Annotated in this window: 26 protein-coding genes; 11 read left to right on the forward strand and 15 right to left on the reverse strand. The window is 35.7% G+C overall.

Annotation, left to right across the window (positions count from 1 at the left end; genetic code table 11):
- Nucleotides 1-99 precede the first annotated feature (99 nt).
- The 5 genes from CLU97_RS02630 (at nucleotide 100) to sufD (ending at nucleotide 4,710) form a co-directional block, all read left to right on the forward strand.
- A complete protein-coding gene (locus CLU97_RS02630; RefSeq protein WP_045491822.1) occupies nucleotides 100-429 on the forward strand; it encodes a HesB/IscA family protein in 330 nt (109 codons plus the stop codon).
- An 83-nt stretch (nucleotides 430-512) separates the two neighbouring features.
- Entirely contained in the window at nucleotides 513-1,961 is a 1,449-nt protein-coding gene (sufB, locus tag CLU97_RS02635) for a Fe-S cluster assembly protein SufB (RefSeq protein WP_121486567.1), read from the forward strand.
- Between the two features lie 240 nt (nucleotides 1,962-2,201).
- Complete coding sequence (gene sufC / locus CLU97_RS02640; RefSeq protein ID WP_121486568.1) at nucleotides 2,202-2,945, forward strand: Fe-S cluster assembly ATPase SufC; 744 nt, start codon at nucleotides 2,202-2,204, stop codon at nucleotides 2,943-2,945.
- A gap of 30 nt (nucleotides 2,946-2,975) precedes the next feature.
- Entirely contained in the window at nucleotides 2,976-3,368 is a 393-nt protein-coding gene (locus CLU97_RS02645; RefSeq protein WP_121486569.1) for a four helix bundle protein, read from the forward strand.
- Nucleotides 3,369-3,402: 34 nt separating this feature from the next.
- The gene (gene sufD / locus CLU97_RS02650) at nucleotides 3,403-4,710 is read left to right on the forward strand and encodes a Fe-S cluster assembly protein SufD (RefSeq protein ID WP_121486570.1); all 1,308 of its coding nucleotides are present in this window, start codon (nucleotides 3,403-3,405) and stop codon (nucleotides 4,708-4,710) included.
- 75 nt (nucleotides 4,711-4,785) lie between these two features.
- Here sufD and CLU97_RS02655 read toward each other — a convergent pair whose 3' ends face one another.
- Nucleotides 4,786-5,709 carry a DUF3078 domain-containing protein gene (locus CLU97_RS02655; RefSeq protein ID WP_121486571.1) on the reverse strand — a complete coding sequence of 308 codons (924 nt, stop codon included), beginning with the start codon at nucleotides 5,707-5,709 and terminating at the stop codon, nucleotides 4,786-4,788.
- Nucleotides 5,710-5,936: 227 nt separating this feature from the next.
- The gene (locus CLU97_RS02660; protein WP_121486572.1) at nucleotides 5,937-6,863 is read right to left on the reverse strand and encodes a DUF3078 domain-containing protein; all 927 of its coding nucleotides are present in this window, start codon (nucleotides 6,861-6,863) and stop codon (nucleotides 5,937-5,939) included.
- Nucleotides 6,864-7,112: 249 nt separating this feature from the next.
- On the opposite strand from CLU97_RS02660, the gene CLU97_RS02665 reads away from it, so the two are divergent.
- The 4 genes from CLU97_RS02665 to CLU97_RS02680 all read left to right on the forward strand — a co-directional run bounded on the left by CLU97_RS02665 (nucleotide 7,113) and on the right by CLU97_RS02680 (nucleotide 11,071).
- Nucleotides 7,113-7,880, forward strand: a complete 768-nt coding sequence (locus CLU97_RS02665; RefSeq protein WP_121486573.1) for a rhomboid family intramembrane serine protease — start codon at nucleotides 7,113-7,115, stop codon at nucleotides 7,878-7,880.
- A gap of 33 nt (nucleotides 7,881-7,913) precedes the next feature.
- A complete protein-coding gene (dprA, locus tag CLU97_RS02670; protein ID WP_121486574.1) occupies nucleotides 7,914-9,023 on the forward strand; it encodes a DNA-processing protein DprA in 1,110 nt (369 codons plus the stop codon).
- Between the two features lie 190 nt (nucleotides 9,024-9,213).
- Nucleotides 9,214-10,572: an NADP-specific glutamate dehydrogenase gene (gene gdhA / locus CLU97_RS02675; RefSeq protein ID WP_105700419.1), complete on the forward strand. Its 1,359-nt coding sequence runs from the start codon at nucleotides 9,214-9,216 to the stop codon at nucleotides 10,570-10,572.
- A gap of 130 nt (nucleotides 10,573-10,702) precedes the next feature.
- Nucleotides 10,703-11,071 (forward strand): iron chaperone, encoded by a 369-nt coding sequence (locus tag CLU97_RS02680; RefSeq protein WP_121486575.1) that lies wholly within the window; start codon nucleotides 10,703-10,705, stop codon nucleotides 11,069-11,071.
- 42 nt (nucleotides 11,072-11,113) lie between these two features.
- Here CLU97_RS02680 and CLU97_RS02685 read toward each other — a convergent pair whose 3' ends face one another.
- From CLU97_RS02685 to CLU97_RS02695, 3 genes are all read right to left on the reverse strand, one after another.
- A complete protein-coding gene (locus tag CLU97_RS02685; protein ID WP_121486576.1) occupies nucleotides 11,114-11,410 on the reverse strand; it encodes a hypothetical protein in 297 nt (98 codons plus the stop codon).
- 235 nt (nucleotides 11,411-11,645) lie between these two features.
- Nucleotides 11,646-12,134: a YkgJ family cysteine cluster protein gene (locus CLU97_RS02690; protein ID WP_121486577.1), complete on the reverse strand. Its 489-nt coding sequence runs from the start codon at nucleotides 12,132-12,134 to the stop codon at nucleotides 11,646-11,648.
- Nucleotides 12,135-13,106 carry an ion channel gene (locus CLU97_RS02695; RefSeq protein ID WP_121486578.1) on the reverse strand — a complete coding sequence of 324 codons (972 nt, stop codon included), beginning with the start codon at nucleotides 13,104-13,106 and terminating at the stop codon, nucleotides 12,135-12,137.
- 142 nt (nucleotides 13,107-13,248) lie between these two features.
- On the opposite strand from CLU97_RS02695, the gene CLU97_RS02700 reads away from it, so the two are divergent.
- Nucleotides 13,249-13,629, forward strand: a complete 381-nt coding sequence (locus CLU97_RS02700) for a group III truncated hemoglobin (RefSeq protein ID WP_121486579.1) — start codon at nucleotides 13,249-13,251, stop codon at nucleotides 13,627-13,629.
- A 93-nt stretch (nucleotides 13,630-13,722) separates the two neighbouring features.
- On the opposite strand, the gene CLU97_RS02705 is transcribed toward CLU97_RS02700, so the two are convergent.
- From CLU97_RS02705 to hflX, 9 genes are all read right to left on the reverse strand, one after another.
- Entirely contained in the window at nucleotides 13,723-14,793 is a 1,071-nt protein-coding gene (locus tag CLU97_RS02705; protein WP_121486580.1) for a calcium:proton antiporter, read from the reverse strand.
- A 66-nt stretch (nucleotides 14,794-14,859) separates the two neighbouring features.
- Entirely contained in the window at nucleotides 14,860-15,198 is a 339-nt protein-coding gene (locus CLU97_RS02710; protein WP_121486581.1) for a DUF6122 family protein, read from the reverse strand.
- A gap of 27 nt (nucleotides 15,199-15,225) precedes the next feature.
- A complete protein-coding gene (locus CLU97_RS02715) occupies nucleotides 15,226-16,464 on the reverse strand; it encodes a hypothetical protein (protein ID WP_121486582.1) in 1,239 nt (412 codons plus the stop codon).
- Entirely contained in the window at nucleotides 16,465-18,480 is a 2,016-nt protein-coding gene (locus CLU97_RS02720; RefSeq protein ID WP_121486583.1) for a hypothetical protein, read from the reverse strand.
- Between the two features lie 17 nt (nucleotides 18,481-18,497).
- Nucleotides 18,498-19,166, reverse strand: coding sequence for a hypothetical protein (locus CLU97_RS02725; protein ID WP_121486584.1), 669 nt, complete (start codon nucleotides 19,164-19,166; stop codon nucleotides 18,498-18,500).
- A 120-nt stretch (nucleotides 19,167-19,286) separates the two neighbouring features.
- The gene (locus CLU97_RS02730; protein ID WP_121486585.1) at nucleotides 19,287-20,003 is read right to left on the reverse strand and encodes a DNA alkylation repair protein; all 717 of its coding nucleotides are present in this window, start codon (nucleotides 20,001-20,003) and stop codon (nucleotides 19,287-19,289) included.
- A gap of 8 nt (nucleotides 20,004-20,011) precedes the next feature.
- Nucleotides 20,012-21,298 carry a cation:proton antiporter gene (locus CLU97_RS02735; protein ID WP_121486586.1) on the reverse strand — a complete coding sequence of 429 codons (1,287 nt, stop codon included), beginning with the start codon at nucleotides 21,296-21,298 and terminating at the stop codon, nucleotides 20,012-20,014.
- A 23-nt stretch (nucleotides 21,299-21,321) separates the two neighbouring features.
- The gene (locus CLU97_RS02740; RefSeq protein WP_121486587.1) at nucleotides 21,322-21,957 is read right to left on the reverse strand and encodes a DUF4919 domain-containing protein; all 636 of its coding nucleotides are present in this window, start codon (nucleotides 21,955-21,957) and stop codon (nucleotides 21,322-21,324) included.
- Entirely contained in the window at nucleotides 21,957-23,180 is a 1,224-nt protein-coding gene (gene hflX / locus CLU97_RS02745) for a GTPase HflX (RefSeq protein ID WP_121486588.1), read from the reverse strand. Before hflX ends, CLU97_RS02740 begins: the two co-directional genes overlap by 1 nt.
- A gap of 193 nt (nucleotides 23,181-23,373) precedes the next feature.
- Here hflX and CLU97_RS02750 point away from each other — a divergent pair, with 193 nt between their 5' ends.
- Entirely contained in the window at nucleotides 23,374-24,081 is a 708-nt protein-coding gene (locus tag CLU97_RS02750; protein ID WP_228437480.1) for a LytR/AlgR family response regulator transcription factor, read from the forward strand.
- A 600-nt stretch (nucleotides 24,082-24,681) separates the two neighbouring features.
- On the opposite strand, the gene CLU97_RS02760 is transcribed toward CLU97_RS02750, so the two are convergent.
- Nucleotides 24,682-25,116 (reverse strand): META domain-containing protein, encoded by a 435-nt coding sequence (locus CLU97_RS02760; RefSeq protein ID WP_228437482.1) that lies wholly within the window; start codon nucleotides 25,114-25,116, stop codon nucleotides 24,682-24,684.
- Between the last annotated feature and the right edge of the window lie 29 nt (nucleotides 25,117-25,145).

The following is a 25,145-nucleotide window of genomic DNA, read 5'->3' on the forward strand; positions in this document are numbered from 1 at the left end:
ACCTATTAATATAAGAATCATTAAAATAGATATCTTCGATTTGAGATTGCGGAAATTAGTTCGTATTTTTGCATCATTAAATCATTCTAAATAAATACAATGATAAAAGTATCAGACTATGCAAAGGAGAAAGCCATCCAGTTGATGACGGAAGATGGTTTTAACCCTGCTGAAGATTATATAAGAGTAGGGGTGAAAAGCGGCGGATGCTCTGGTTTAGAGTATGTTTTAAAGTTTGATAACCAAAAAACAGACGCAGATCAGATATTTGAAGATAATAATATTAAAATTATTATAGATAAAAAATCCATCCTTTACTTGGCGGGAACAACTCTTGAGTATTCAGGAGGATTGAACGGAAAAGGGTTCGTTTTTAACAACCCGAATGCATCCAGAACATGTGGATGTGGAGAATCATTTAGTCTTTAGAGAAAAGACCTTAGATCCTAGATTTCAGACCTCAGAGCTTCTCTGACTTCTGAAATCTAAAATCTGAAATCTAAAAAAAAATAATGAGTAAATATACAGAAGACGATTTAAGAGTCGATCTAGAAAATAAAAAATATGAATTCGGTTGGGAAACGAAGATTGATTATGAAGATTTCCCTATCGGTTTAAATGAGGATATCATCCGTGCTATTTCTGCGAAAAAAGAAGAGCCGGAATGGATGACTGAATGGCGTTTGGAATCGTTTAAAATCTGGCAGAAAATGATAGAACCTGAATGGGCAAATATCAAGTACGAAAAACCAGATTTCCAGGCAATCCGTTACTATGCTGCTCCTAAAGTAAAGCCTGAACTGGCTAGTCTTGACGAGGTAGACCCTGAATTATTGAAAACATTCGCTAAGCTAGGGATTAACATCGAAGAGCAAAAAAGACTTTCCGGAGTTGCCGTAGATATCGTAATGGACTCAATTTCTGTGAAAACCACTTTCCAGGATACATTGGCAGAAAAAGGAATTATTTTCTGTTCAATTTCTGAGGCTATTAAAAACCATCCTGATTTAGTAAGAAAATATCTTGGAAAAGTAGTTCCAAGAGGAGATAATTTTTACGCAGCATTGAACTCCGCAGTATTTTCTGACGGAAGTTTCTGCTATATTCCTAAAGGAGTAAAATGCCCTATGGAGCTTTCCACTTATTTCCGTATCAACCAGGCAGGAACAGGACAGTTTGAAAGAACGCTTCTTGTGGCTGATGAAGGAAGTTATGTTTCTTATCTTGAAGGATGTACAGCACCGTCAAGAGATGAAAACCAGCTTCACGCTGCGGTAGTGGAACTGATTGCTTTAGACAATGCAGAAATTAAATATTCAACGGTTCAGAACTGGTATCCTGGTAATGAAGAAGGTAAAGGAGGGGTATTCAACTTTGTAACGAAAAGAGGTCTTTGCGAAAGAAATGCAAAAATCTCCTGGACACAGGTAGAAACAGGTTCTGCAGTAACATGGAAATATCCGTCTTGTATCCTTAAAGGAGACAATTCTATCGGAGAATTCTACTCTATTGCGGTTACCAACAACCACCAGTATGCAGATACAGGAACAAAAATGATCCACATCGGGAAGAATACAAAATCAACGATTATTTCTAAAGGTATTTCTGCCGGAAAATCCCAAAACTCATACAGAGGACAGGTGAAAGTAATGCCTTCAGCAAAAGGGGCGAGAAACTTCTCTCAATGTGACTCTCTATTGATGGGTAATGAATGTGGAGCTCATACTTTCCCATATATTGAAATTAAAGATCCGACTGCGCAGCTAGAGCACGAGGCAACGACTTCAAAAATCGGGGAAGATCAGATTTTCTACTGTAACCAGAGAGGTATTGATACAGAAAGAGCAATTGCTCTGATTGTGAATGGTTTCAGTAAAGAAGTTTTAAATAAGCTTCCAATGGAATTTGCTATTGAAGCTCAGAAATTACTTGAGATTTCATTAGAAGGTTCTGTAGGATAAATTTCAACTAAGGATCTCACAGATAAAAACAAACTGATTTAAAGGCAAGGTTTTCAGAGTTTTTATCAGATTAAAAGCCATTTTTAAGTGGCAATATAAGTTGTACTCTTCACAGAAGATGATTACAAAAACAAAATATAGAAAGCTTCTTTCTGTCTTCTGAAGTAATATTTCAGATAAAATGATGTGTATCTACAGACAAGAAGCTCATACAAATATAAAAAGCAAAAGTTAGCAAGAATGTTACAAATTAAAGACCTTCACGCCAAAATTGAAGATGGCGCAGAAATATTAAAAGGTATTAATCTTGAAATAAAGCCGGGCGAAGTTCACGCTATTATGGGGCCGAACGGAGCTGGGAAATCTACCCTTTCTTCTGTAATCGCCGGAAAAGAAGATTATGAAGTTACTGGTGGAGAGATCCTTTTCCAGGGAGAAAACATTAGTGAAGATGCTCCTGAAGACAGAGCTCATAAAGGAATTTTCCTTTCTTTCCAGTATCCAGTGGAAATCCCGGGAGTTTCTGTAACGAACTTTATCAAAGCTGCTTTAAACGAAACGAGAAAAGCAAACGGATTGGAAGAAATGCCGGCAAAAGAAATGCTTGCATTAATCCGTGAAAAATCTGAAAAACTGGGAATTAAAAAAGATTTCCTTTCAAGATCATTGAACGAGGGATTCTCAGGAGGTGAAAAGAAAAGAAATGAGATCTTCCAGATGATGATGCTTAATCCTAAATTGGCTATCCTTGATGAAACTGATTCAGGATTGGATATCGATGCATTAAGAATCGTTGCAGATGGGGTAAATCACTTTAAAAATGAAGGAAATGCAGTTCTTTTGATTACACACTATCAGAGATTGCTTAACTACATTCAGCCTGATTTCGTTCACGTTTTAGCAGATGGAAAAATCATCAAAACTGGTGATAAATCTTTAGCATTAGAGCTTGAAGAAAAAGGTTACGACTGGCTTCTTAATTAATTTGAAATTAAATATTTGAGATTTGAAATTATGGCCACTATAAATAATTTTGAGGATTTAGATATATGGAAAAAATCCAGAGAATTATGCCAAAAAATTTTCATCTCACTAATACAAAATTCAAATTGCAGTCAAAATATTAAAAATCAAATCGACCGTTCATCTGCTTCTGTAATGGATAATATTGCAGAAGGTTTTGAAAGGGAGGGAAATAAAGAGTTTATTAATTTTTTATCTATGTCGAAAGGATCATGTGGAGAAGTAAGATCTCAGTTGATCAGAGCATTTGATAGAGATTTTATTAACGAGAATGAATTTAATGATTTGAAAAAAGATTATGCGGATTTATCAAAAATGATTTCAGGTTTTATGAAGTATTTAAAAGCTACCGAACATAACGGAAATAAATTTAACCGCCCATAATTTCAAATCTCAAATTTCAAATTTCAAATAAACAATGAGTTTAAAAGAACAAATTATAGAGAACCATAATGAATTTTTGGAGAGTCTTCGTCACAGATTTCTGGATGATGAAAGAAAAGCAGCCCTTCAGAGATTCGCCAATCTTGGTTTTCCGACAAAAAAAGACGAAGAATATAAATATACCAATCTAAAGGAGATCACGGAAAAAAGCTACAACTTCTTCCCGAAAGAGAACCACAATATCACCAAAGAACAGTTTGATGAACTGCACCTTGGAGAAGAAAATTTTGATTGGATTGTTTTTGTAAACGGTAAACTTCACAAAGAACTTTCTAAAGTTTCTATTGAAAATGTAGAGTTTCTTTCATTCAATTATGCCCTGAATGATGACAAGCATAAAGAGGTTTTTGAAAAATATTTCAACACCATTGCTTCTCAAGAACAGGCGTTTACTAACCTGAACCTTGCTTACTGTAAGTATGGTTTCTTCCTGAAAGTTCCTAAAAATGTAGTGATTGAAAAGCCAATCCACGTTTTTTACATTTCTCAGAATCAGGAGGAAAATACATTCTATAATACAAGAAACCTTTTGATTGTAGAAGAAGGAGCCAAAGTAGAAGTGATTGAAAGCCATCATAATTTTGACAGCACTTATGTATTGACAAACTCTGTAACGGAGATCTTTACCTACCCTAATGCAAAAGCAGACTGGCACAAGCTTCAAAATGACAACAACACAACTTACCTTATTGACAATACTTTTGCAAAACAGGAAAAAGACAGCTTAACGACTGTTAATACTTTCTCTTTCGGAGGTAAATTGGTAAGAAATAACCTTGATTTTATTCATAATGGATCTAATATCAATTCATTCATGAACGGAATCACAATCATCGGAAAAGATCAGCTGGTAGACCACCACACGGCAGTTCACCATAACTTCCCGAACTGTGAAAGTTACCAGAACTATAAAGGAATCTTTGACGGCAATGCTCACGGAGTTTTCAACGGAAAAGTTTTCGTTGATAAAATTGCTCAGAAAACAAACGCTTATCAGCAGAACAACAATGTATTGCTAAGTGAAGGTGCAAGTATTGATACAAAGCCCCAGTTAGAGATCTTTGCTGATGATGTAAAATGTTCTCATGGCTGTACCGTAGGCCAGTTGAATGAAGATGCTTTATTCTACCTGAGAGCAAGAGGAATTTCTAAAAAAGAAGCGCAGGCATTACTTTTATATGCTTTTGCTAATGATGCAATGCAAAACATTGACATAGAGCCTCTAAAAGAGAAAATTTCAAAGCTGTTGGCTGAGAAACTAGGAGTTGATATAGAATTCTAAGACTTATATATATTGATAAACAAAAGCACTTCTTTCGAAGTGCTTTTTATTTTTATAACAGATTATCTTTCTGTTTTATTTTTTCAACCAATCCTGATTTCCTTTATTATCAGATCTTTTCTTACCGTTATCAAAATTGTAAGCCAGTCCTACTCCTAATGTCTGCTTCAGCTGTGTTTTCCATATCTGATTATGGTCATACAACAGATCAAGTGTTACATTCGTGGAGATATATTTATTGATTTTCATGCTTAAAACTCCGCTGTATCCAAGAACAAGTCTTTCCGGGTGGTCAAGATAATTTGAGAATACAGAAGCCGTATTCAGCAAGGTAATATTATCCATAATCTTCAGCTTATACATGGCTGTACCAAGGAAACCGAATTGGAAAAGAGAAGAGTCTCCGTCATGCTTAAGTCCATACGTTCCGGCCGTTTGAAGGTCTTTGTCTAAAACAAAAGTCCATCTGGCATTTGCCGGACGTAAAGTTACCGTAAGATTGTCATTAGGACGATAAGTAACCCCTGCTCCTAAATTAACATATCCCGGTGCCATAAAGTTAGAAATCTTTTTAGCATCAGGGTTGTTTCCGTCTTCATATCCCGGTGCAAACTGAGTCTGAAGGCCTGCACCTGTTGATAGATACCAATGCTTGGCAAACTCTCTACCATAATTAGTAGAAAGGTTAATAACGTCCTGAGTTTTTCTTACTCCGGTTCCCTGTGTATTATTTTGTCCGTAACCAAGAATAATAATGTTTTCCCAAAGATCTTTTCCTTTTTCATATGTAAGGTTGTAATTGACACCGGCAAGCCACCCAACGTTGTTGGCTCCCCCTCCTACCCAGTTTGAAAAGGCAGCCTGATTAAGCATTAATGTGTTTTGTCCCTGAATAGACCAGGCTTTAACAGTATCTGTTGCCGGAGCTTCCGTTTTAGTCTCCTGAGCCATTGCTACAGCTCCAAGAGAAATAGAACTGATCAATAAAAGTTTTTTCATAATGACGATTTATTACAAATGTATAAATAATAATCTTTGCCGGAATAAAATTCACTTTAAAATGAATTTAGCAACACTAAATTACCGCTTATAATCCCATGAAAATAAATCATTTAAGCGAAAAACCTTAAGTCTTCAAACTTAAATCAACTTAAAATTACAGTATTTTTAAAATAAAAAAACACCTCATTTCTGAAGTGTTCTTTTATTGAAATTGATATTCAATATTATTTTTTTAACCACCACTGGCTGTCTTTTCGGTCAGAACGTTTTACTCCATTATTCAAGGTATAAGCGAAGCCGATTCCAAGAGTTTGTTTCAGCTGTGTTTTTTCGATTTGATTATGATCATATAGCAAATCTACCGTAACATTGGATGAAATATATTTGTTTACTTTCAAGTTCAATAGCGCTCCGTATGCAAGAACCAGTCTTTCCGGATGATCAAGATAATTGGAAAAGACAGAAGCAGTATTCGTTAAGTAAATATCTTCCATTATTTTCAGCTTGTAAATGGCTGTTCCCAGAAAACCGAACTGCAATAAAGAAGTATTCCCATCATTTTTCAAACCATAACTTCCTGCTGTTTGAAGATCTTTATCCAGTACAAAAGTCCATCTGGCGTTGGTAGGACGTAAAGTAACTGTAACATCATCATTAGGCCTGTATGTGATACCCATCCCGAGATTCAGGTAGCCTGGTGCCATAAAGTTTGAGATTTTCTTGGCTTCAGGATTATTTCCGTCTTCATATCCCGGTGCAAACTGAGACTGAAATCCCGCTCCCAGAGAGAAATACCAGCTTTTGGAAAACTTTCTCCCGTAATTGGTAGAAATGTTAATTACATCCTGTGTTTTTCTTATTCCAAGCCCTTTGGTATCATTTTGCCCATACCCAAGAATAATGATATTTTCCCAAAGGTCTTTATCTTTTTCATAGGTGATGTTGTAATTAGCTCCGGCAAGCCATCCCACGTTATTGGCTCCCCCTCCAACCCAGTTTGAGAATGCAGCCTGGTTGATCATTAATGTATTTTTTCCTAAAACAGACCAGTATTTCACTGTGTCTACCACTACGGAATCTTTTTTCAATTCTTCTTGTGCACTTGCATAAATTCCTATAAAACAGGAAAGAATCAATAAAAACTTCTTCATTACTCTTAATAATTTTCAATACAAAAGTATTAATATAATTTTTTTTAAAGGCAAATTCAGCTTTAAAGAATTGAATTTCATCAAAGCTGAATCAATCACAATAACATAGTTCTATAAAATCAGTGCCAAAATAATAAGTTTGAAAATAAAATTTGATACCTTTTGTCTTAAAATCAGGTGGGTAGAAATTAATTCATCGCCAAATTTTCCGAAATTTATCCTTGGCTTTTGATTTGACATAAAATCTTCATGTTTAAAAACGTAATTTCCAAAAGAGCGGTTATATACCCATTGCTGATGCTTTCTGCAATGTGGTTCGGGTATTTCTTACAAATGCAGGGCTTTTTCCAAAGCTGCTTTGGAGCCATCATTCCACTTTTGCCTGAAGGGTTGCTTGGTGTAGCCACCTCTCCTCTTTTACACGGAAATATTGATCATATTATAGGAAACTCTATTCCGATAGCAGCATTGATGTTTTTGCTGTATCAGTTTTATCCTATTGTTGCCAACAAAGTCTTTATCATCGGCTGGCTCGCGACAGGGCTTTTGGTATGGCTTCTTCCCCCTATTGACATTCTTACCGGCGAATATATGTACACCTGTACCATTGGAGCCAGTGGCGTAGTGTATGTGCTTGCATTCTTCCTGTTTTTCAGCGGGGTATTCAAGTGGAACACCAAACTTTTAACCATTTCAATGCTTGTAGTACTGTATTATGGAAGCTTAATCTGGGGAATGCTTCCCGAAGAACTGTTCTACAATATGCAGGAGCCAAGTAAAATCTCATGGCAGGCCCACCTTTCAGGAGCCGTAGTAGGAAGCATCATTGCATTTTCCTTTAAAAATGTGGGTGAAAAGAAGAAAAAATTTATTTGGGAATTCCCTAATTATTATAGTGAAAAGGATGATAAACTGTGGCAGGAATACAAGGAAAACCATCCGGAAGACTTTATGGAACTGCCTTATAAAAAAAGAGATGATATCTGGGATCATTTGGAAGAATTAAGAAAGAGATAATACTTATTTCACTACATTTGAAAAAAAACACCAATGATCTCTGAAGAATATTTATATGCTATCGCTCTCCGTGAATGCAGCCAGATTGGCGACATTCATTTTCATAAACTTGTCCGTACTTTTGGAAGTACTCAGGAAGCATGGAAAAGAGCAAAGAAAGAGTATAAAAAACTGGAAGGAATAGGACAAAAAACGGTTTCGGATATTGGCAATGAGGCTCATTTGAAATTCGCAGAAGAAGAATTAAATTTTTGCGAAAAAAATAATATCCAAATCAGGTTAAAACACCTTTATGAAATACCTTCCCTCCTTCAGGAATGCAACGACTCTCCTGCCATTCTTTATCAAAAAGGACAGATCAATGATTTACTTCCCAAAGTAAGTATTGTAGGAACCCGGAATATAACTTCTTACGGCAGACAATTTATTGAAGCGTTTTTTGAAGCATCAAAATCCTCACCATATACATCAGTAAGCGGCCTTGCTTTAGGAATAGACAAGGAGGTTCATGAACAGTCTATACTTACCGGAAAACCTACTATAGGAGTTCTCGCTCATGGTTTTAAGCACTTATATCCGTCGAAAAACAAGCGCCTTTCTGAGAAAATTATTGATGAAAGAGGTGCATTAATTACAGAATTCAGTTCTTCCAGAAAGCCAGACCGGGAAAATTTTATACAAAGAAACAGAATTGTAGCGGGAATGTCTCCGGCGACCATTGTTGTGGAAACTGGTTTTGGTGGCGGCTCAATAAGCACCGCAACATTTGCGAATGACTATAACCGTGACGTGTTTGCTCTCCCTGGAAAAATTACTGACGCAGCCAGCCAAGGATGTAATCAGCTGATTTTCCATAATAAAGCAACAGCTATTTCAACCATCAAAGATCTCATCAGCATGCTTGGATTGAATGAACCCAAAGAAAAAATGGAAGAGTTATTTCCTCACAGCGAGAAAAGAATACAACTATCTGATAGTCAGAATTTAATATATCAATCTATCAAAGACCATCCTCAGATCTCTCTGGACGATCTCTCGCAGAAAATTGAAGTTTCCCCTTACAGAATTTTACCAATAATTTTAGAATTGGAACTTTTAGGGAAAGTAAAATCATTTTCCGGGAGGCAATTTATTGCAATTTAATATTTAACGATTTCTTAATATTGCATTATTTCACACATAACATTTCATTTTTAATAAAATTTAATCACAAATTATCAATTTAATAATATTACGAAACATTATTATTTAATTTTTAACAATGTTAAAATATAGTGTTGTGAATCTTGAAAAAAAAATTAAATTTGTTGACAATAATATTCAACCTTAATATATGGAACAATATAATATTGACCAGAAAATCCAAGAGTTTATTGCAAAAATTGAAGCAAAAAATCCTAACGAACCGGAGTTCTTACAAGCTGTAAAAGAAGTTGCCGTAACTGTAATTCCATTCATTGCTACTAAAAAAGAATATACCGGAATGAAGCTGCTTGAAAGAATGGCTGAAGCTGAAAGAATTATTATTTTCAGAGTTCCATGGGTTGATGACAAAGGAGAAATTCAGGTTAACAGAGGTTTCAGAATTCAAATGAACTCTGCTATTGGTCCATACAAAGGAGGAATCCGTTTCCATCCTACGGTAAACTTATCAGTTCTTAAGTTCTTAGCTTTTGAACAAGTATTCAAAAACTCTTTAACAACACTTCCAATGGGAGGTGGTAAAGGAGGTTCAGATTTCGATCCACAAGGAAAGTCTGACATGGAAGTAATGCGTTTCTGCCAGGCTTTCATGACAGAACTGTGCAAGCATATTGGTCCTGAAACAGATGTACCTGCAGGAGACATTGGTGTTGGAGCAAGAGAAATCGGATATTTATTCGGACAGTACAAGAAAATCAGAAACGAGTTTACGGGAGTTCTTACAGGAAAAGGTCTTGCTTACGGAGGTTCATTAATCCGTCCTGAAGCTACAGGATACGGTGTAGTATACTTCGCTGAACAGATGCTTAAAACAATCGGACAGAATTTCGAAGGTAAAATTGTAACGGTATCAGGTTTCGGAAACGTAGCTTGGGGAGTTATCAAAAAAGCAACTGAACTAGGAGCTAAAGTAGTAACAGTTTCTGGTCCAGACGGATACATTTACGATAAAGATGGTATCAGCGGAGAAAAGATTGACTATCTGTTAGAGCTTAGATCTTCCGGAAACAACAGAGCTGAAGATTATGCTAAAAAATATCCATCTGCTGAGTTCCACGCTGGAAAACGTCCTTGGGATGTGAAGTGTGATGTAGCTTTCCCTTCTGCAACTCAAAACGAATTAGATTTAGATGATGCAAGAAAATTAGTTGAAAACGGATGTATCTGTGTAACTGAAGCAGCTAACATGCCTTCTACATTAGATGCTATCAACTATTTCTTAGATAATAAAGTATTATTCTCTCCTGGTAAAGCTTCCAATGCTGGAGGTGTTGCAACTTCAGGATTAGAAATGACTCAGAACTCTATCCGTCTTAACTGGACTTCTGAAGAAGTAGACGCAAGATTAAAGGAAATCATGATTGGTATCCATAAAGCTTGCAGAGACTACGGAAAAGACGAAGACGGTTATGTAAACTACGTAAAAGGTGCAAATATTGCCGGCTTCGTAAAAGTAGCAGAAGCAATGTTGGCTCAAGGAGTTGTGTAACATAAAAAGTAAAGGTTGGGAAAAACTCCCGACCTTTTTTGATATAGCCTGTTCCCGGGATAATGGGAAAAAAGTAAAAAGTGAAAGGAGAAAGCGCTGCTATATGCAGCGCTTTTTTTATTTTTATATAATGAAAAACACCTTTAAAAATATTGATGAATACATTCTTCTGTTCCCAATGGAAGTACAGGAAAAACTGCTTGAACTGAGAAAAGCCATTCATTCTCAGGCTTCAGATCTGGAGGAATATATTGGCTATCAAATGCCTGCTTTCAGATATAAAGGAAAGCCCATGATCTATTTTGCAGGGTACAAAAAACACATTGGATTGTATCCGGGAGCAGAAGGCATCAGTCATTTTGAGGCTGATTTTAATGAAAGAAAATATAAGTTTTCTAAAGGTGCCGTACAATTTCCAATCACCGAAGAACTTCCGTTGGATTTAATTCATAAAATGGTCAGGTTTAAAATTGAAGAAATTGAGCAAAAAAAATCCTGAAATACAAGATTCCAGGATTCCGACTAGTGTTTGCTAAAGTGCTTACTTTTTCTTCTTTTTGTCTTTCTTCTCTTCTTTAGGAGTATCTGCAGGTTTGGTAGTATCCGTAGGCGTTGTGCTTACTGTAGGATCTGTTGCAGGAGAATTCTCCATAGTGGTAACAGGTGCTTTTTCCTGTTGGGTTTTTGGATCCGAAGGACTTGTAGTCTGCGTATTCGGTTGAGTTTGAGTTGTCGTTTGTTTGTTCGTAGAGGTATCCGGCTTTTGTGTTGTTGATTGTGCCGAAACTGCGATTACTCCAACTAAGGTAAACGCTGCCGTTAAAAATAACTTTTTCATAATGTAATATTTAAATGATTGTTTAACTTAAACGAGACATCATTTATAAAATTATACGTAATAAGCTTATTTAACGTACTTTATAATTATTTAAGAGGATTTTGGAAAAAAGATTTCAATTAGCTCAGCTGGAAGAGTAATGCTGGAGGCTGGAAGTTTATTCCAGTGAAAATATTACCTAAAACGGTTTATTATTAAGACTTCTTACTTCCATCATCCAGCTCCCACCTTAGGCTTACTTCGTCACATTCTTCATCATTTTTTCTACAAATTCAAAAGCGGCCGGGCAGATCACTGTATTTTTCAGCATTAAATTATTAATCTGATAGATCTTCTTACGGTCTGTATGAGGATATTCACGGCAGGCTTTTGGCCTTATTTCATAGATAGAACACGTATTATCACTATTTAGAAAAAAGCAGGGAAGATTCTGCAGTACTTTGTCATTATCTTCATCTACCCTTAAGAATTTAGCTTCAAAATCAGCAGACTTCATACGAAGATGCTTAGCAATACGCTCGATATCCTTTTCTGTATACAAAGGTCCTGTTGTCTTACAGCAATTGGCACATTGCAGACAGTCTATTTCATCAAAAACTTCCTCATGGGTTTCCTGTACAATATAATCGAGGTTCTTGGGCGGCTTTTTCTTTAATCCGTCCAGAAATTTTTTATGATCCTTTTGCTTTTGTATGGCTTGTTTTTTATAAAAATCTAAATTCATTTATTCATTATTTCTCACAAAATCCGGAAGCTCTTCTTTTTTGTATTCATTAATTTTATCCAGATCCAGAATAGTGGTAAGATTTTCTTTGCTTGGATAATACATTGGGACAAATTTAGCCCCGTAAACAATTTCACCCGTGGTATACGAAGATCTTTGAACTACTGTGTTTGAAAATACTTCGTCAAATGCACGGATCTGTACAATAAGCTCAATATCCGTATTTTTAAAATCCTCTTCGGAAAAGCCGTAAAACGGAGAATTTTCATCAATCTTATGTACTACCGTCCAGTTGAGCGCCAGTGTATTGATCTTGCTCATCTGAGTATCTAGCCTGTAAAAATTATTTTTAGCAACGCCATTTTCTATCACTTCAATAGCTGCTGAAAGAATAACATCAGCATCCGTTAATGCATTATTTTTATAAGGAGCCAGCCTGAACATCAGTGCCGGAGAATCCTGAAACGGTGCAATAACAGCTATATCAGAAAACCTAAGGAAAGCCCGTGGTCTTGAAAATCTTCCGTAGAAAAGTCCGGTTGCAATGGCAAAGGTAAGCAATCCCAGAAAAGCTTCAAAAGTAGCCACAAGACTTGCCAAAAAACCTACCGGGGCTATTCTTCCGTAACCTACCGTGGTAAACGTCTGGGAACTGAAGAAAAAAACATCAATAAATTCATTCAACGGATCACTTTTATCAATTCCGGTAAGATGTTCCACGCCAATCAGATAATAGATCATGGCAAAAAGAAGATTGACCAGAATATAAGCAATCACCAGATACGAGATAAAACGGAATGATGAAAGATTCAGCATCGTATGATACCAGCTTAGCCTGTTGAAAACATTCACCCCTTTTCTCTGAACATTCGGAAGGCCGTCTTTATTGATAAATCTTCCGGATGCATTGGTTCCGAAACCGCTGTTCTCAGCATTTTTCTGCCGGATCTTTTTTCTGAATCCTCCTGTCATTGTATATCATTTGTTTTTTTAAGTTGTTTTTATACTATTTCATCTTTTCATTAATTCCTGCACAAAGATAAAATATTGTTTTGATGAATTTTATCAATTGATTCATTTGAGTTTTAAATTCATTTTGGAGTACATTTGGAGTATGAAAAAAATGGAGTCAAGAGAGGACATTGAACACCTTGTCAACTCATTTTATGCCAAAGTAGTTAAGGATGAAACCATAGGATTCTTCTTTAATGATGTCGCTAAAGTAGATTGGGATAAGCATCTTCCCAAGATGTATTCTTTCTGGGAATCAATCCTTTTCGGACAGATGACCTATAAAGGAAATCCAATGGGTGTACACTTCCCGATTAATGAAATACAGGCTATGGAACAGAAACATTTTGACAAATGGCTGCTGCTTTGGCGTACCACCATTGAAGAAAACTTTGTAGGGGAAAATGCAGATATGGCAATCTATAAGTCTGAAAACATAGCAAAACTGATGGCGTTTAAAATGGATTTGGCGAGAAGGTTGTGATGGAATCCAGACTTTCTGATTTCGAGATATGGGGTTTTGGGTGCATGATATGAATTATGGAATCTGAAATTTATTTCAAGTAAATTGTTCTTTTTAAGGAACAATTACCGTAAAAATATAGGCTGCCAGATTTACCAATAGAACAGTTCCGTACAGGATATTTGTTTTTCCCCGGCTTAAAGAAAGCATTACGATAAATACAGATAAAGAAAGCAGGATAATATCTTTTTTGTCCAGGCCTAACACCAGCGGAATATCATACATGATACATACCGCAGAAACCGCAGGAATAGTCAAACCTATACTTGCCAATGCTGAACCCAGTGCAAGATTTAAGCTGGATTGTATCTGATTGGCTCTTGCTGCACGTATGGCAGCAACACCTTCAGGAAGCAGTACCACAGCTGCAATAATCACCCCAACAAGGGATTTCGGAGCCCCAAGACTTTGTACCATTCCTTCTATTGTATCAGATAGTCCTTTTGCCATTAATACGACAATAACAAGGCAAATCACCAGAAAAATAAAACTGATAAGAGTTTTGGGCAACGAAGGAATATAATGTTCTTCCGGATGTTCATCAGGAACAATAAAATAACTTCTATGGCGCACAGTCTGTACCATCAGGAAAACGCCGTAAATAACAAGACATGCGATGGATATAAAAATAAGCTGCGCTTCATTATAGAATGGTCCGTTGACACTTGAAGTAAAATTAGGAAGGACAAGGGTAAGTACCAGGATAGAAACAATACTCACCAGATAAGTCGTTGCTGAGGTTCTTGCGAAGAACTGTTCATGATATTTAACACCGCCTACCAGAATACATATCCCCAAAATTCCGTTAAGAATAAGCATTACGGCAGCAAAAACGGTATCTCTGGCCAGCGTGATCGCCTGATCTCCGCCGGCAACCATCAGCGAGATGATCAACGCCACTTCAATAATGGTGATACAAAGCGCCAGGATAATGGTTCCAAAAGGTTCTCCTACTTTATGAGCCACTACTTCTGCATGATGCACTGCTGATAAAACACTCGCAATTAATAAAACACCTGCAAGGATATCATAAATAACACCATTTCCCATTAAACCGGAAAAGTAGTATCCTACTGCCAGAATAGGAAAAATATAGGTATAATGTAAAAGTTCTTTTAGTCTCATATCGTGACTACAAAATACAAAAAATCTATGAATTTTTCAATCTTAAAAGAAAATATTAATAATATTTTAATGAGGCCAGAAGTTAAAGTCCTGATAATCTGTAAACATATGAAACAGCAGCCCAATTCCTATAATCCTTATATTTCCTTTAAAGAACAGCAGCAAAAAATACACCGCAATGGCATAATAGGAATGTAAAAAATGAAAACCTATGCTTTCTCGTGATGGGTCAAAAATAGGATTGGCAAAAAGATGGTCCAGGTCTACCAACATGGTAGCCAGAAGAATGAAATAAGCCTTCTTCCAGTTTTTACGATAAAAAATCAATGCAATAAAGACCGGAAAAACGAGATGTAAAAAATAATGCGTAAAGGTCTTGAGCAATGCAATATCTGATGGAGCCATTAATGATAATTTTATTCGGTTGTATGCTTACCAGCGTAAAATTAAGGGTAATTCTCCGTTTTTTGCTTTTATTTTCACCCAATAATCTTTTGATTTATTTCCATAGAGCACATAGTCTATATTGGAAATGATCCTTTTCTCATTGGCATTCAGTGTTTTTAATGAAGAACAGAGCAAATTATTATTTCTGATCAGAATATAGTTTTCTTTTCGCTGAGGAGATAATGATACGGGCTTCCGGATTGATTTGATCGCAACACCATCATTATTTCTGTTGATCTGGTTCGGTTGAAAAGGAATTGCAGTGAATTGATTTTCGTTGTTTATCCACTTTTTAGACTGGAAATATTCCCATGTCTTTTCTGGAGCACTACTTTTAATATCAATGAAATAATTAGGCTGGGTAATTTTCTGAAAGGTCTTTTTTTCAACTTCATTGAAATTATCATCATATTCATAGCTGATGATAGTATCATTCACTTGTTCAAGATCTGCTGTTGCCTTAAAGTAGGAAATCTGTGAAGAGTCAGCGATACTTTTATTGAAAAAACGGCTGATGTTTCTTACATTTTCTTTGTCTAATTCCAGATCTAAAAAATGTTTTTCTTTTTCCAGTTGAGAACCTATAGCATTAAAAAATTCTGTGTTTGAATTATTTTTGATTTCAATTTCATCCTCATTTAAATCAATAGAAAAATTCTGAATCTTTTTCCCGGAAATGAATGAAATGCTTCCTACCGAATTATTGATTAACTGATCTGCATTCAGAACAGCATTCGAAGAAGATTGAAGAACTTGTTTCTGAATGGTTTCAAAGGCCAAATCTGAAGTCCCCGCAATACAATGACTTCCATTAATTACAACAAAAATCTGATCTTTCTGAAAACGGTTATTTCCTTTGGTAACAAAGTTTTGCTTCTTTAAAAAGGTGATGAATTTTTTCGAATCTTTCAATTCTAAAACAGTATACCATTCGGAGAATTTGGTGTCCTTAAGATGAAAAATCTGCAGAAAGTCCGGAATTCTGATCCCTGCATCTTTCAATGAACCTGAACTTTTACCTTTAGACTTACTTCCAGACCACTGTGAAGGGTGCATTGCCAGGTTGAAGAGGTATTGTCCCGTTAGTTTCTTTATATCCATTAAAATTACTGCATCTGCGTTTTCAGGAATATATCTGAGGTTTTTATTCTTATAAAAAGCAACAAAGTATACTGCAATAGCAAGCAATACAATTAACGGGACAATAATCTTCTTTTTCTTCATTTATAAAATTTGTGGTTTCTCTTCTGTTTCTTTTGTTTTAAAAATCTGATCGAACACATCAAAGAAATACATTAAGCTGTTTTCCGAAGAATCTTTAATATTATAATTCATTTCAGTCTGAATGCTTTCTCCTTTCACTTCTGTTTTATAATACATTTCGCCTACATTTTTTCTGATGGCATCCAATGTTTTTCTCTCTTTTGGAGTTTTAAATTCTTTGTCAAGGCCTGTTAAAAGTTTCTTGATATCTAATCTTCCGGATAAAGGATATTTCGCTGAATCTTTGGCCCATTTTCTGGATACGTCAGACTGGTTTACTGATAAATTATTATCGGCAGAACTCATCAGATACACTACCCCATCTTTTACGGTAAAGAATAATTGATCAATATATCCCCCATTTTTCTCTTCTTTGAACGTGTAAAGATTTCCTTTTTTAGAGAATCTTTTAGATAGTTTTTTATTGGTTGCCAGCATATCAAAAATACGGTTCCAATACCCTTCATTTTCCGTTGCAAAGGCGAAAGTGAAATTAGGAACAGCAATTTCTTTAGTCTTTTTTACTTCTTTTTCGTTGAAATCTGCATCGTATTCATAATCTGTATATTCTACTGTTTTGGATTTCAATTCGTTCAAAACAAAGATTCCGTTTCCGGGTGCAATTTTGGTAATGGCTTCTTCGTCAAGAACAATTTTCATGGTTTCCATCACGAGTTCCATTTCTTTTTTGTACTCATTTTCTCCTGAATTCTGAAGAAGACTGTACATCATATCGAAACATTTTGCTCCATTGACGTTCATTGCATAGTAACCAACGCTTTTTTCATTGATGAGCTCCAACAGTTTTTTATTTTTCTTTCCTTTGTAAATGGCAGAAATATTGTTTTGAATGTCAGGATTTTTGTGCTGATAATTATTCACCAGCCTCACTTTATCCTTATCAAAATACAGATTGTAGGAATAGTTGGAGTCGTAAATATTTTTGAAAAACTGCCCATAGCTATAGAACTTCGTCATTTTCCCATAAATCCCGTCATTTACAATTCTTCCATAATCTGTATAAACAAAAACATCGGAATTGGCATCTCTGAATTTCAGCATTTCTTTAGGAGCTTCAATCTCTAAATTTGAACTGAAATACTGGTCAAAACGATCTTCAGCATTCTTTTTTACTATTTTAAAGTTTTCTCTTCGGATAGAATCCTGCTCTTTTTTGTAAGCTTTATCTTCTTCCTCATCATATGCTTCATTAGGCATTTCCTCTCCATTTTCAGGGTTTTCAGCATGTTCCTTTTCTTTAGGATATTGATGATGCTTTTGCAGATACTTGATATCTTTCTGAATTCTCGCTATTTCCAGATTATTGTCTTTAATGCTTTCTTTCAGATACTTAATATCATCCTTAAGGCTTTTGATTTCCTCTTTATAGTTAAAAGGTTTTTCCGGCTCATCGGTATAAGCACTGTCTCCGGCATCTACTGCAACACTGTCTACAGCTACTGCTGTACTGTCTGCAACAGCTTCAGTAGACCAAATATCTTTATAAGGCTTGGTATAGCTTATCATGCTAAGAACTGCGCGGCTTCCGTTCCACGCCACAAAAACATCATCATTAATATCTACATAAGAATAGTTTTTTCTACTGGAAACTTCCTGTCCTTTTTTCTTTACAGAATTAATGAACTCCTGAAACTTTTCCTTATTATCAATGATAAAATGCGTGTTGTACGTCTTAATAGAATCATTAAAGCTTGCATAATGATACTGAGTCGCATCATATTTGATTCCTGTTTTGGAATAATCTGTCCATGACGGGGCTTCTTTGCTTTTTTTGCTTAGCTCATGAAGCAGCGGATTCAGTTTATTCCAGTTGATTTTATTATTAAGCTGTTTTCCGTTGACTTCCATATAAAATACGGCATCAGACGGTATTTTCATACCGTTTTGGGCAAAAGCCAGTGTAAAGCCAAAGAGTACAAAAATAATTTTTTGTGTTTTTAAAAAGATAGATTTCATGACTATAGTTTAGAAATTTATTGAAAAATAATTGTGTTTTGTATTTGTTTTTTCTGAAGGATCAAATCCAGAATATCAGCCTCCAGTTTAAGTGCTTTTTTATTGGGAGAAAGTACGTAGGTATTATTTGTTTGTGATTTTACCGTGCTTTCGAATTGCATAATGGAAGTATATTTTGCATCATTAAAAACTTCCTTGTCTGCCTTACTCATCTTGTCGTAATCCGCTTTGAAGGTATTGACTTTATTCCTTGTCAATGTCTTTTTTTCAAGATTCTGGCTGTAAACCTGGGTAGGAACCATTTTGCCCAATATATTCTGAGCCTTCAGTTTTTCCAGACCAGCATTGATATTTTCAATTTTCTTGAAATTGCAGCTTAGTTTAATGATATAATTATCAAAATCCATTGATGTTTTCACATTGCTGATACCAGGAGTTCCTTTGAAAATTCTGGCAGCTTCATTGATTTTATTTTCAATTTCGGCCTTTTTGGGAACCTTTTTCCCGTTAATGGTTTCCATTTTGGAGATGGAAGCCAGTCTCGTCTTGCTTTTGCTGGCGTTGAGAATGATGGTATATTCTCCCGTTCCGTTAGCCTTTACATTCACTTTATCAAGGATATCGAAACAGCTTGTTAAGAACAGCAATGGGAGGCATAGAAGAAATAATCTGAGAAAATTTTTCATGATTTGTTTTAAAGCCACAAAATTACTCAATTTTGGCCTTAAATCCTTATTAACTTTGATTTTTCGGCCATAAATAGCTGTTTCCCGGTACTTTTTCAGGGGAAAATACGGTACTATTTTTTAAACACGTCCTTTCAGATAATCCTGACGAAGATCTTCGTCCAGTTTTTCGATAGCATACCGAAGACAGGTTCTGGGCATTTCTTTGTAATGCTGATTCAAATAGCTGATAAGTTCACTTTCATTTTTATTCCCCATTTCCCTTAATAACCAACCATTTGCTTTATGCATCAGATCGTGGGGATGTTTCAGGTTTCTGGCTACAAACTCCTTGGTAAGATCAAACGAACCTTTTTTAATGTAATGCATGGTCCCCACAACAGCAATTCTCTTATGCCACATTTCTTCAGATTCCGAAAGTTCTCTGAGAAGGTTTTCTTTCTGATTTTCAAATGTATATCTACCCAGAATCTTATAACAGGTAGAGTCTACCAGATCCCAATTGTTGACGTAAGGAAGATGATTCAGGTAAAAAGCAACTACTTCTTCTTTTACGGCTTTATCTTTTGTTTTTTCAAACTTTGAAATCAGCATAAAAAGAGCTGTAAGCCTATGCTCATGATATTTTGAAGAAAGTAATAGACTAAGATCTTTTAAACTGATTTTCGAATAATATTCTTTGGCAACAGAGCGCTGATCCGGAACCGTTACGCCCAGAAACAAATCGCCTTCACCATATTCTCCTTTTCCTGTCTTGAAAAATCTTGGAAAGAATTCTGCCTTTTCAGGAATGGATAGAACAGCCAGCGATTCCTGTATTTCTTTAACAATGCTCATGTGACAAGTTAAGCGTTTTCTTCTACAGCAATATTTTCCTGTTCTTCCTCTTCTTTGGCAATCTTATTAGGATTGGCTACTTTAGCAATGGTAAGCCCCTGAACAATGATCGAGAATACAACAACACAATAGGTAATACTCAAAATAATTTCACTGTATTCACTTTTGGGAATAGACATCGCCAGTGCAATTGAAACACCGCCTCTGATTCCTCCCCAAACCAAAACTTTTACTGTCTGCGGACTGAAGCTTCTTCTGAGTGAAGTAAATTTTGTAGGGCCCCAGATGGAAATAAATCTTGCAAAAAGAACAACTACAATCGCTGCTAATCCCGGAATCATAAAATGTTTGAGATCTTTAATCATCAAAAGTTCAAATCCGATGAACAGGAATAATACGGCATTCAGAATTTCATCAATCAATTCCCAGAACTTGATCAGGTAATCCTGAGTTACCGATTTCATTTTGAAACTTCTGTTGAAGTTCCCCATAAACAATCCTGCCGCAACCATTGTCAATGGCCCGGAAATATGCATCTGGCGGGCAATAAGATATCCTCCCATCACCACAGAAAGCGTTACTAGTACGGAAATAATATAATCATCTACCTCACGCATCAGCCTTGAGGTAACCCACCCCAGCAGAACTCCGAGTAAAAGACCTCCTCCTGCTTCTTTAAGCAAAAGTAATCCTATGGTTTCAACACTCAAATCCACCTCTTTTCCGACTGCCAGCTGTAAGATTACGGTAAAGACCACAACTGCCATACCGTCATTGAAGAGCGATTCTCCGGCTACTTTTGTTTCCAGGGATTTTGATACATTAGCCTGTTTCAGTACACTCAGAACTGCTACCGGATCGGTAGGTGAAATCAAAGCACCAAAAACAAGACAGTAGATAAACGGAAGCTTAACCCCCACATAAGGAAGCAGATAGAACATTCCGAATCCTACTACAAAAGTAGATATCACAACACCTACCGTGGAAAATATTACTACAGGTCTGAACTGTTCTTTCAGGTCATTAATATTAATATGAATTCCTCCTGCAAAGAGCAGAAAATTAAGCATAGCACCCATTAAAACCTCCGTAAAATCGATGCCGTTCATAAGCTTATGAAGATGCCCGAAAGTTCTCGGAAGCACTGTTTCTCCGAACATTACCAGAAAAATAGAAACCACAATGGCGATTACCATAATTCCGATGGTGCTCGGAAGTTTCAGAAACCTGTAATTAAGATAGGCAAATATTGATGCTAATACGATTAATGCTGAAAATGAATAATATAACTCCACTAAGTGTTTTTTAATTTTTAAGATTAATTGGTTAGTTCCAAATAAAGTATTTTAATATAGACCTTACTACCCTCTTTTTCCCAGACATCATACATGGCATCCTGAGAAGTTTTTGAACTTCTTGTATAGTCTTGCCCTATATTCAGAATGTTCAGCAGAATGTATTCGTCTCCTACAGAATTGACGACATAGGCTGTTTTCTCAGACTTACCGTCTCCTGAATTTTTTATCCCGTCCGTAAGCGCACGAAACTGGTTCAGATGATGCATAAAATTATTTCCATCTTTCACAGAGTCATAGGCTCTAAGCAGGATCAGCAAAATATCCAGGTTGGTAGGATCTTGACCATACAATGTCTTTCCCTGTTTGATGCAATCTGTAAAATTGTTCTGCTTAAAAGCATCTACAAGATTCTTAAAGCTGTCATCTGACGTGCTTATTTTATCATTTCTAAAGTTTCTTCCATAGTAAAGATACTGGGATTCTATACTGTCCAGAGACTTTGGATACCCTTTATACTTAAAAATAAGTTTCTCGTAATTGTACGGAGAATCAGGACTTTTGAGGCTTTTCTCAATAGCTTTTAAGTCGATTTTTGATTTCTGGCTGAACCCAAAAACCGAAAACATAATAAATAAAAGGAAAAAGTGATACTTCATTAATTGTTGCTTTCTTCCTCGTCGTTATCGAAATATTCGAAAAGGAAATCGTTGTACGGGAATCTTGAAATATGAATTTTCATAACTTCATCATAGATCATTTTCTTCATTTCCGGGAAGTTTTCCTTCGTTAATGCAGAAATGAAAACCGTTGGATATTTTGATTTTGCCATCCACGTCTTTTTCCATTCTTCCAGAGAGATATTTTTACGGGTAGAGGGCGTAAGATCATCTTCATCCTTTTTCTCATAGCTGAAATCATCAATCTTATTGAAAATCATGATCATTGGTTTCTGATGGGCATTAATTTCCATCAGGATATGATTTACAGATTCTATATGATCTTCAAAGCTTTCGTGAGAAATATCCACTACATGAATCAAAAGATCAGCTTCACGCACTTCATCCAAAGTAGATTTGAATGATTCTACCAGCTGAGTCGGTAATTTTCTGATAAACCCTACGGTATCGGTAAGCAGGAAAGGTAAATTTCCAATCACCACTTTTCTTACAGTCGTATCTAGGGTAGCAAATAATTTATTTTCTGCAAAAACCTCAGACTTTGAGATAGAATTCATCAAAGTAGATTTTCCTACGTTGGTATATCCTACCAAAGCAGCACGAACCACCTTTCCGCGGTTGTTACGCTGAGTTGCCATCTGTTTGTCAATAGTCTTTAATTTCTCTTTCAGCAACGTAATTCTGTCACGGATAATACGACGGTCAGTTTCAATTTCCGTTTCACCGGGACCTCTCATCCCAATCCCCCCTTTCTGACGTTCAAGGTGAGTCCACATTCTTGTCAATCGTGGTAAAAGATACTGATATTGAGCTAATTCTACCTGAGTTCTTGCATAAGAAGTCTGGGCTCTTTGGGCAAAAATATCAAGAATAAGATTGGTACGGTCCAAAATCTTCACTTCCATATCTCTTTCCAGATTTTTAAGCTGTGAAGGAGAGAGTTCATCGTCGAAAATTACAGTTCCTATCTCGTTTTCTTTTACATATTCTTTTATCTCAATGGCTTTTCCGCTTCCGATAAAGGTTTTGGAATCCGGCTGAGTCAGTTTTTGGGTAAAACGCTTTTGTACGGTAGCTCCGGCTGTGAAAGCTAAAAACTCAAGTTCATCTAAATACTCCGTCAGTTTTTCTTCGTCCTGATTTTGAGTAATAACACCCACCAGGACAGCCTTCTCATAGTTATGTTCTTTCTTTTCTAACATTAAGTTCTGTCTATGTTTATGATTTTTACAAGTTAATATTTTTCAGAAAAAAACAAAATCAATTTTTATTTAATAACACATTTTAAGATAAATTTAAGTTTGAAAATAAAAAGTCTGAAAAAAAACTCCTAACTTTATAAAACAGATTTCTGATTTTTAAATAGTTAAACTAAAATTTAATCTCCGGAATATCATGATTACCCATATTAGATGTATGATTATTGATGATGATGAACTGGACAGGCTGGTTCTTCAGCATTATATCAAACAATATCAGAATATTGAGATTGTTGCTTCTTTTGAATCTGCAGAAAAGGCTATTCCTTATCTTGACCTTCCTGTGGATCTTCTGATTACCGAAACCAGTCTGAAGGGGATGAACGGTCTTGAATTCCGGAAGCTGGCTCATAAAATACCGGCATGTATTTTTGTAAGTTCTCATCCTGAACTGGCTGCCGATACGTTTGAAATCAACACTCTGGATTTTATTACCAAACCGCTTATTGCGGATCGTTTTCATTATTCTATGGAGAAACTTTTCCATTTTTTTGAAGTAAAGGAAAAGTGTGAGTGCTATGATGCCCTGATAGGTGAAAACTGCATCAAAATAAAAGAAGGCGGACATATTTTTCAAATCAAAATGAGAGATATTCTGTATCTGGAAGCCCTGAAAGACTATACAAGAATCATCACCCTCGAAAAAAAATATTGCATTTTAAATTCTTTGGGAAATATTCTGCAAAAAAACTGTTTTGATTCTTTCGTCAGGATACACCGGAGCTATGCTGTACCACGCCATCTCATCCGCGGAAAAAGCTGCCATGAAATAGAACTGGCACACCACATAAAACTCCCTATTGGACGAACTTATAAGGATAATCTTTCTTTTTTCAATCCTTAAAAAAATCCTGATAAAGACCCGGAAATACCTCACAAAATGCTATTGGTCGATTATTTCTGCCGTTGGTCTATTTTCCTGTCATTCGATTGAGATAGGTGGTAATTTAGTTCTCCCAAATCACCCTTGTTATAAGACAGAATACCTAATATTTAAAAGTGATTATCTATGAAAAAAACTCTATCTCCTCTTCTTTTTCCAATTACCCTTATTGATTCTTAAGTTTTGGCATCAGTCATAATTTGTACGAATAAAAATGGAAATAAGATATTTACCACCCTTAGTTTCTTAAAGGATTTGAAATAAAAAACAAGAATTTGAAAACCCATATTTTTATTTAAACTTTGGAAATAACTTGTTCTAAAATCCCAAATTTTGGTTATTTCGAAAGGACTCATTGTATACAGGCCAATTATAATAATTCTAGGAACACAAATACAAAATTTATTAAGCAGCCCAATATTGACCAATATCTAAAAAACTATTCTCTAAACTAATAACTGCCAAAAACTAATACCCGCAAAAAGCTGATAACCAAAATAGATTTTTCAAACAAAAAGAAAGTCCGCCAAAAGCGGACTTTTTATATAGAAGACGGAATCCTTAATCCCAATCTGCTGCTACAAATTTCATTGAATTGCCATTCTCATTGGTTAAAGTAAGAAAATGTCCTTCCACTGAATATTTTGTCATGGTTTCAATTTTCTTCTGAAAAGAGGTTTCAAGCTCCATATTCTGGCAGGCTTTCATTGTACTTACTCCTTTTGAAATTTTCACTTTTCCTCCTTTTTTAAATTCAGTTACAAAAGACATTTGGTTACATCCCATATAAGCACTTCCTTGAATTTTTCCATCAACCATATTAGCGGTCAGGTTCATTTCAGCCTTATTAGCAATCAGTTGATCTTTTGAAAAACCATCCAATGAAACAAGCATCCATTGTCTTTGAAGAGAAGGATTTTTAGCTGGCATTGAAGAACAATTTAAAACTACTCCTAAAAGTAAAACTGCAAAAAGTGACAATAGTATCTTTTTCATGCGGATTATCATCCCATTTTCGTACCATT

The organism is Chryseobacterium sp. 7 (genome assembly GCF_003663845.1).
GTDB lineage: Bacteria > Bacteroidota > Bacteroidia > Flavobacteriales > Weeksellaceae > Chryseobacterium.

Coding starts and splice junctions, on each gene's coding strand:
- hflX (WP_121486588.1), bottom strand. CDS start 23,180: ATGTTAGAAAAGAAAGAACATAACTATGAGAAGGCTGTCCTGGTGGGT.
- CLU97_RS02695 (WP_121486578.1), bottom strand. CDS start 13,106: ATGACAGGAGGATTCAGAAAAAAGATCCGGCAGAAAAATGCTGAGAAC.
- CLU97_RS02665 (WP_121486573.1), top strand. CDS start 7,113: ATGTTTAAAAACGTAATTTCCAAAAGAGCGGTTATATACCCATTGCTG.
- CLU97_RS02700 (WP_121486579.1), top strand. CDS start 13,249: ATGAAAAAAATGGAGTCAAGAGAGGACATTGAACACCTTGTCAACTCA.
- CLU97_RS02655 (WP_121486571.1), bottom strand. CDS start 5,709: ATGAAAAAACTTTTATTGATCAGTTCTATTTCTCTTGGAGCTGTAGCA.
- sufD (WP_121486570.1), top strand. CDS start 3,403: ATGAGTTTAAAAGAACAAATTATAGAGAACCATAATGAATTTTTGGAG.
- CLU97_RS02685 (WP_121486576.1), bottom strand. CDS start 11,410: ATGAAAAAGTTATTTTTAACGGCAGCGTTTACCTTAGTTGGAGTAATC.
- CLU97_RS02760 (WP_228437482.1), bottom strand. CDS start 25,116: ATGAAAAAGATACTATTGTCACTTTTTGCAGTTTTACTTTTAGGAGTA.
- CLU97_RS02715 (WP_121486582.1), bottom strand. CDS start 16,464: ATGAAGAAAAAGAAGATTATTGTCCCGTTAATTGTATTGCTTGCTATT.
- CLU97_RS02730 (WP_121486585.1), bottom strand. CDS start 20,003: ATGAGCATTGTTAAAGAAATACAGGAATCGCTGGCTGTTCTATCCATT.
- CLU97_RS02725 (WP_121486584.1), bottom strand. CDS start 19,166: ATGAAAAATTTTCTCAGATTATTTCTTCTATGCCTCCCATTGCTGTTC.
- CLU97_RS02710 (WP_121486581.1), bottom strand. CDS start 15,198: ATGGCTCCATCAGATATTGCATTGCTCAAGACCTTTACGCATTATTTT.
- CLU97_RS02750 (WP_228437480.1), top strand. CDS start 23,374: ATGATTACCCATATTAGATGTATGATTATTGATGATGATGAACTGGAC.
- CLU97_RS02740 (WP_121486587.1), bottom strand. CDS start 21,957: ATGAAGTATCACTTTTTCCTTTTATTTATTATGTTTTCGGTTTTTGGG.
- CLU97_RS02680 (WP_121486575.1), top strand. CDS start 10,703: ATGAAAAACACCTTTAAAAATATTGATGAATACATTCTTCTGTTCCCA.
- CLU97_RS02645 (WP_121486569.1), top strand. CDS start 2,976: ATGGCCACTATAAATAATTTTGAGGATTTAGATATATGGAAAAAATCC.
- CLU97_RS02690 (WP_121486577.1), bottom strand. CDS start 12,134: ATGAATTTAGATTTTTATAAAAAACAAGCCATACAAAAGCAAAAGGAT.
- gdhA (WP_105700419.1), top strand. CDS start 9,214: ATGGAACAATATAATATTGACCAGAAAATCCAAGAGTTTATTGCAAAA.
- CLU97_RS02705 (WP_121486580.1), bottom strand. CDS start 14,793: ATGAGACTAAAAGAACTTTTACATTATACCTATATTTTTCCTATTCTG.
- CLU97_RS02720 (WP_121486583.1), bottom strand. CDS start 18,480: ATGAAATCTATCTTTTTAAAAACACAAAAAATTATTTTTGTACTCTTT.
- dprA (WP_121486574.1), top strand. CDS start 7,914: ATGATCTCTGAAGAATATTTATATGCTATCGCTCTCCGTGAATGCAGC.
- CLU97_RS02630 (WP_045491822.1), top strand. CDS start 100: ATGATAAAAGTATCAGACTATGCAAAGGAGAAAGCCATCCAGTTGATG.
- sufB (WP_121486567.1), top strand. CDS start 513: ATGAGTAAATATACAGAAGACGATTTAAGAGTCGATCTAGAAAATAAA.
- sufC (WP_121486568.1), top strand. CDS start 2,202: ATGTTACAAATTAAAGACCTTCACGCCAAAATTGAAGATGGCGCAGAA.
- CLU97_RS02660 (WP_121486572.1), bottom strand. CDS start 6,863: ATGAAGAAGTTTTTATTGATTCTTTCCTGTTTTATAGGAATTTATGCA.